The sequence below is a fragment of the Dietzia sp. CW19 genome (genome assembly GCF_014145265.1).
GTDB classification, from domain to species: Bacteria; Actinomycetota; Actinomycetes; order Mycobacteriales; family Mycobacteriaceae; genus Dietzia; species Dietzia natronolimnaea.
Map to the genome: position 1 here is coordinate 1 of NZ_JAALEE010000172.1, position 4076 is coordinate 4076.

Annotated in this window: 7 protein-coding genes; 5 read left to right on the plus strand and 2 right to left on the minus strand. The window is 72.3% G+C overall.

Going from position 1 to position 4076, the window contains the following annotated elements; translation table 11 throughout:
* Window positions 1–303: MFS transporter (locus G6021_RS06045; protein WP_182640853.1), on the plus strand; the 303-nt coding region annotated here is incomplete at its 5' end.
* A 70-nt stretch (window positions 304–373) separates the two neighbouring features.
* Entirely contained in the window at window positions 374–829 is a 456-nt protein-coding gene (locus tag G6021_RS06050; protein WP_182640854.1) for a hypothetical protein, read from the plus strand.
* A gap of 31 nt (window positions 830–860) precedes the next feature.
* Here G6021_RS06050 and G6021_RS06055 read toward each other — a convergent pair whose 3' ends face one another.
* Window positions 861–1454 carry a DUF1707 domain-containing protein gene (locus G6021_RS06055; RefSeq protein ID WP_182640855.1) on the minus strand — a complete coding sequence of 198 codons (594 nt, stop codon included), beginning with the start codon at window positions 1452–1454 and terminating at the stop codon, window positions 861–863.
* A 108-nt stretch (window positions 1455–1562) separates the two neighbouring features.
* Here G6021_RS06055 and G6021_RS06060 point away from each other — a divergent pair, with 108 nt between their 5' ends.
* Window positions 1563–2063: a carboxymuconolactone decarboxylase family protein gene (locus G6021_RS06060; RefSeq protein WP_241736439.1), complete on the plus strand. Its 501-nt coding sequence runs from the start codon at window positions 1563–1565 to the stop codon at window positions 2061–2063.
* Window positions 2060–2944: a sigma-70 family RNA polymerase sigma factor gene (locus G6021_RS06065; protein ID WP_095718761.1), complete on the plus strand. Its 885-nt coding sequence runs from the start codon at window positions 2060–2062 to the stop codon at window positions 2942–2944. The genes G6021_RS06060 and G6021_RS06065 overlap by 4 nt, the downstream gene beginning before the upstream one ends.
* A 20-nt stretch (window positions 2945–2964) precedes the next feature.
* Here G6021_RS06065 and G6021_RS06070 read toward each other — a convergent pair whose 3' ends face one another.
* Window positions 2965–3315, minus strand: a complete 351-nt coding sequence (locus G6021_RS06070; protein ID WP_095718762.1) for a VOC family protein — start codon at window positions 3313–3315, stop codon at window positions 2965–2967.
* Window positions 3316–3435: 120 nt separating this feature from the next.
* On the opposite strand from G6021_RS06070, the gene G6021_RS06075 reads away from it, so the two are divergent.
* Complete coding sequence (locus G6021_RS06075) at window positions 3436–3921, plus strand: hypothetical protein (RefSeq protein WP_182640856.1); 486 nt, start codon at window positions 3436–3438, stop codon at window positions 3919–3921.
* The last annotated feature ends 155 nt before the right edge of the window (window positions 3922–4076 follow it).

Consider the following 4076-nt stretch of genomic DNA (forward strand, 5'->3'; position numbering starts at 1 on the left):
GGCTCGCCGGCGACGATCATCGCCGCGGGCATGGCGCTGTCGTTCTTCAATCTCGGCGCGTGGGGCGCGTTGTATGCGATCGGCCCCGAGCTGTACCCCACCACCACCCGCGGGTCCGGCACCGGCGCGGCGGCGGCGTTCGGGCGGATCGCTTCGATCATCGCGCCGCTGCTCGTCCCGGTGATGCTGGGCGCCGGCGGTACAGCGGTGGTCTTTGGGGTGTTCGCGGCGGCCTTCGTCGTGGCGGCGCTGGCCGCCTTCACCCTTCCGGAACGCAAGGGCGTCGCGCTCGAGGAGACCTGACCCGCCTCGCGGCCCGTCGGCCGACCGAGGCGCGGATGCGGCAGCGGGCCGCGGATGTGACGATGACGCGGTGACCCCTCGCGTGATCGGTGCGCTCGTCTCCGTGCTCGGCCTGCTCGTCGTGCTCGGGGGGATCCTGCTGGGCAGCATCGGGGTGGCCACGGGCGGGTGGATCCAACGGGTGGACTGCGGCACCTACTTCAGCCCCGACTACCGCGAGGCCCGGGACAAGGACAGCGCCCTCACCTCGTTGAGCTGGGCGGACCTCCTCCGGGGCGAGCGCCCCCAGCCGAGTTCGGAGGCGCAGGAGGCCTGTGACTCCGCCCTCGCCCAACGCAGGGTCCCCGTACTGGCATCGCTGGGCGTGGGGGCGACGATCGTGGCGGTCGGACTCGGTCTGGGAGTGTTCCCCGCGGTGGCGGCCCTCGGGAGGAGAGAGGGCGACGGCGGGCCGGGGACCGCGCACGGGCCGGGGACCGGGCACGGGCCGGGGACCGGGCACGGTCCGGGCAACCCCGCCGGGTAGAACCGTGGACGGCGGGACCCGGTCGAAGGGGTCAGTCCCGCGTCTCGCGCCCGTCGCCCAGCTCGCGGATCCGCTCGGTGGCCGCGCGGAGGCGTTCCTTGCGCGCCTCGTCGTCGGACTCCTTGAGCTCCTCGTAGAGCTCCTCGTCCGAGTCGGTGAACTGCAGGATGGCGCGCGGAACCCCCAGGGTCAGGACCAGCGACGGCCAGACGATCCACGCGTAATCCCAGCCCACCACGAACTGGAGTACGAGGAACGCCACGAGCGTCGCCCCCAGGACCAACCCGTCGAGCGTCTCCACCGTCTTGCCCCGTTTGCGGAGATCCTGGAGCTCGCGATCCGGGTCCGATGCCGCCGGCGCCGACGACGAGGTGCGCACCAGCTCGCCACCCGCCGCCGTGGCCGACTGGACGATCATGCCGTCGACGCTGGTCAGGGGCATTCCGCCCGGGAGATCGCTGAACGACCCGCGCAGCTGGCCCAGGGTGCGGGCCGCTGCGATGTCGCCCGAACGGGAGTGGAACTCCGGGTCGTCGAGGCGCCCCGCGGCATAGTGGTCGCCCAGCGCGGTGAGGGCGTGCAGACGCTCGGAGTCCGAGAGCAACAGATCATCGGGATCGGTCATGTGTCCAGGCTATGAGGGGACGCCTCCGACCGCCATAGGTGATCGCACCCATCCGCTGTCATTTCCGGCAGCGTGTCACATCCGGTGACGCTGGTGCGTCGAAGGGGTATGAGTACACATCAGAACGACCACGGACAGCGCAAACAGGTCAGCGCGGGCGCGATGGCGCCCATGCTGGCGCTCGAGGCCTACACCCGGGCCCGGGTCTCCCGCTCCGACAGTCACCTCATCAGGCTCCGCGTCTCGGCGGTGAACGAGTGCCGCTTCTGCACCGCCATGCACCGGCGCGACGCCCGTAAAGACGGCTGGGACGACGCCCGGATCGTGGCCGCCGAGGACTGGCCCGCCCACGCCGGTGAGCTGTCCGAGGGGGACCTCACGGTCCTGCGGTTCGCCGACGCGGTCACCCACATCCGCGGCGAGGACTCGGTCTCGGACGAGCTCTGGGACGACGTGGTCCGACACCGGGGCGAGGCGGGCACTGGACAGCTGCTGATGGAGGTCGTCACCATCAACGCATGGAACCGGATCGCAGTGGCCACCCGGAAGGATCCGGGCTCGCTCACGGGCGTGCGCCGGGAGGACATCGATCCCGTTCGCCCGAGGTGACGACGGCCGGTGCGCTCGCCGGACTCGACCGGGCCGCGGTGGACCGGGTCCGGGGGCGGCTCCTCGGGGTCGGGTACCGCATCACCGGGACGTGGGCCGACGCGGAGGACGCCGCCGACGAGGCCCTGGCCCGCCTGGTCGGTCTCGAGGCGGGATCGGCGCCCGACAACCCCGAGGCGTGGCTCACCACGGTCACCACGCGCCTGTGCCTGGACCGGCTGCGGCGACGCAGGCGGGAGGACTACGTGGGGGCGTGGCTCCCCGAACCCGTCGACACCGCCCTGTTGCCCTCGGAGCTGGCCGAGCAGCGCGACGACCTGCGGATCGCCGTCCTGCTGGCCTACGAGCAGCTCGGCCCCGAGGAGCGCGCGGCCTTCGTTTTGCGCGAGGCCTACTCCCTGCCCTACGCCGAGATCGCCGGCGCACTGGACGCGGCCGTGCCCACGGTCCGTCAGTGGGTGAGCCGGGCGAGGCGCAGATTGGACACCGACCTGCGTCCGCCGGAGCGTGCACCGGATGCGGTGATCTCTCGGCTTGTCGAGGCCGTCCTGGCCGGTGACCTCCAGCAGACGATCGAGGTGCTCACCGCGGACGCCCGGGTGGTCTCGGACAGCGACGGGAAGGTCAACGCCGCCCGCAGGGACATCGTGGGGGCCCGCAAGTGTGCGTACTTCCTCATCAAGGCGGCGGAGCTGTCCGACGGCATGATCGCTCCGGTCGAGGTGAACGGGGAGTTCGCGCTGGCTGTGGTCTCCCGTGGGGTCGTCCGGGTGGCCCAGCTGGGTGTGGTCGACGGCCGCGTCACGCGGGTCTACTTCCACTCCAACCCGGCCAAACTCACGCGGCTCGCGTTGCCGGAGGGGTTCGAGCCGAGCGCGTGAGGCGGCAGCCCGGTCGGGGGCTACTCGGGCACCCACATGGCCATCTCGTTCCCGCCGGGCTCCCGGAAGTGGAACCGTCGGCCGCCCGGGAAGGAGAAGGGCTCGAGGGTCACCACGCCACCCGCGGCCTCGACCCGTCCGCGCGCCTCGGCCAGGTCGGCAACCAGGATCACCATCAGCGGTGCCGGTGACTGCTCGTCGTCGTCGCCCTGGATCCCCACCTCGATCCCGCCGCCGGTGAGGTCGGTGTACGACGTCCCGTACACGGTGGGCGACCAGCCGCACACGGTCGCCAGGAACTCGGCGGTCGCGGGCATCGACGTACTGGGGAATTCGACCATGGTGATCTGGTCCGGGGTCCTGTCCTGCATGCGCCCGACGGTACGGGCACCATGGGTGCGGCGGCGCGGTTTCGATCCCTCTACCCGGTTCTGGCTCCCCCGGTCCTCCTCGCCGCGACGGCCTGCGCGGGCGGGGCCGCACCGACCCCTGTGCCGTCCCCTCCGACGAGCACCGGCCCGATCGGCGCGGCGAACGTTCCGCTCGACACCACGATCGATGTCCCCGGCTCACGCGCGGCACTCGAGGCGGGACAGGCGGAGATCCGACGGGTCCTCGAGGGCAGGATCGGTGCGGACGGATGGAGGGAGGCGCGCGCGGCGCAGGAGGTCGCCTGTCCCAGTCGGAGCGACGCGGCCGGTGTCGGGGACGCCGGGATCGGCAAGTTCTACGCCCGCGAGATGCGTCACCCCGATGCCCTGGACCCCGCCGGGTGGGACCGGTCTCTGGAGGAGGTCCTGAACGCCGTCGAGCCGCACGGTTTCCGGCCCAGGCCCACCGACGAGGGACCGACGCGGCCCGGGATCCACTACGTCTACCTGGTCAACGACCACCGGGACGAGCTGACCCTGTCCACGCATCCGACGATCGGTACCGGCTACGGCGGGTTCGGCGTCTGCCACCCCTGGGGGGACTGACGGATCGTGGGCGGGGGCGGGACCGCCGGTGACGGGCCCGTCGCCCGAGCCTCTCGCCCGGCCCTCACGCCCGGGATCGTGTCCGCGCCAGGTCCCATCGTCCGAGGAGTGCGGTGGCGGCGGCGCCTGGATCGGGCGCGGTCATCACGGCCGAC